This is a genomic window from Streptomyces sp. NPDC055955 (assembly GCF_042270245.1).
GTDB lineage: Bacteria > Actinomycetota > Actinomycetes > Streptomycetales > Streptomycetaceae > Streptomyces.
In genome coordinates this window covers 1-1,786 of the sequence record NZ_JBHJYS010000055.1, presented here as the reverse complement: position 1 = coordinate 1,786, position 1,786 = coordinate 1, and the positions used below count along the sequence as shown (strand labels likewise).

The 1,786-nt window shown below is 70.5% G+C and carries 1 protein-coding gene; it reads left to right on the top strand.

Going from position 1 to position 1,786, the window contains the following annotated elements; all coding sequences use genetic code 11:
• Positions 1 to 1,743, top strand: a 1,743-nt coding sequence (locus ACFC96_RS46040) for an acetyl/propionyl/methylcrotonyl-CoA carboxylase subunit alpha (RefSeq protein WP_376269149.1), incomplete at its 5' end; no start/stop codon positions are given.
• Positions 1,744 to 1,786: the final 43 nt, after the last annotated feature.

The window sequence follows — 1,786 nt, the reverse complement described above, 5'->3', positions numbered from 1 at the left end:
CTCATCGCCAACCGTGGCGAAATCGCTGTCCGCGTGGCCCGGGCGTGCCGGGATGCCGGTATCGCGAGCGTTGCCGTTTACGCGGAACCGGACCGGGACGCTTCGCATGTCCGGGCGGCGGACGAGGCGTTCGCGTTGGGCGGTGACACCCCGGCCACCAGCTATCTCGACATGGCGAAGGTGCTGCAGGCCGCCAAGGACTCCGGCGCGGACGCCATCCACCCCGGCTACGGATTCCTGTCGGAGAACGCGGAGTTCGCCCAGGCCGTCCTGGACGCCGGCCTGATCTGGATCGGCCCGCCCCCGCAGGCCATCCGCGACCTGGGTGACAAGGTCGCCGCCCGGCACATCGCCCAGCGCGCCGGCGCGCCGCTGGTCGCCGGCACCCCGGACCCCGTGTCCGGGTCCGAGGAAGTCGTCGCGTTCGCCCGCGAACACGGCCTGCCCATCGCCATCAAGGCCGCCTTCGGCGGCGGCGGCCGCGGCCTCAAGGTCGCCCGCACCCTCGAAGAGGTCCCCGAGCTCTACGACTCCGCCGTCCGCGAAGCCGTCGCAGCGTTCGGCCGCGGCGAATGCTTCGTCGAGCGCTACCTCGACAAGCCCCGCCACGTGGAGACCCAGTGCCTGGCCGACACCCACGGCAACGTGGTCGTCGTCTCCACCCGCGACTGCTCCCTGCAGCGCCGCCACCAAAAACTCGTCGAAGAAGCCCCCGCACCGTTCCTGACACCACAGCAGAACGAGCAGCTCTACACCGCCTCCAAAGCCATCCTCAAGGAAGCCGGCTACGTCGGCGCCGGCACCGTCGAGTTCCTCGTCGGCCTGGACGGCACCATCTCCTTCCTCGAGGTCAACACCCGCCTCCAGGTCGAACACCCCGTCACCGAAGAGGTCGCCGGCATCGACCTCGTGCGCGAGATGTTCCGCATCGCCGACGGCGAGGAACTCGGCTACGACGACCCCGCCCTGCGCGGCCACTCCTTCGAGTTCCGCATCAACGGCGAGGACCCCGGCCGCGGCTTCCTGCCCGCCCCCGGCACCGTCACCCGCTTCGCACCCCCCACCGGCCCCGGCGTCCGCCTCGACGCCGGCGTCGAGACCGGCAGCGTCATCGGCCCCGCCTGGGACTCCCTGCTCGCCAAACTGATCGTCACCGGCGCCACCCGCGAACAGGCCCTGCAGCGCGCCGCCCGCGCCCTGGCCGAGTTCGAGGTCGAAGGCATGGCCACCGCCATCCCCTTCCACCGCGCCGTCGTCACCGACCCCGCCTTCACCAGCGACCCGTTCACCATCCACACCCGCTGGATCGAGACCGAGTTCGTCAACGAGATCAAGCCCTTCGCCGCCACCCCCGACACCGAAACCGACGAAGAAGCCGGCCGCGAGACCGTCGTCGTCGAAGTCGGCGGCAAACGCCTCGAGGTCTCCCTGCCCGTCTCACTGGGCATGTCCCTGGCCCGCACCGGCCTCGCCGCCGGCGCCAAGCCCAAACGACGCGCCGCGAAGAAGTCCGGACCGGCCGCCTCCGGCGACACCCTCGCCTCCCCGATGCAGGGCACCATCGTCAAGATCGCCGTCGAGGAAGGCCAGGAAGTCAAGGAAGGCGACCTCGTCGTCGTCCTCGAAGCCATGAAGATGGAACAACCCCTCAACGCCCACCGCACCGGCATCATCAAGGGCCTCAACGCCGAGATCGGCGCCTCCATCACCTCCGGCGCCACCATCTGCGAGATCAAGGACTGACCCCCGGCACCACCACACCCCACACGAACGCCCGGCGGACCCC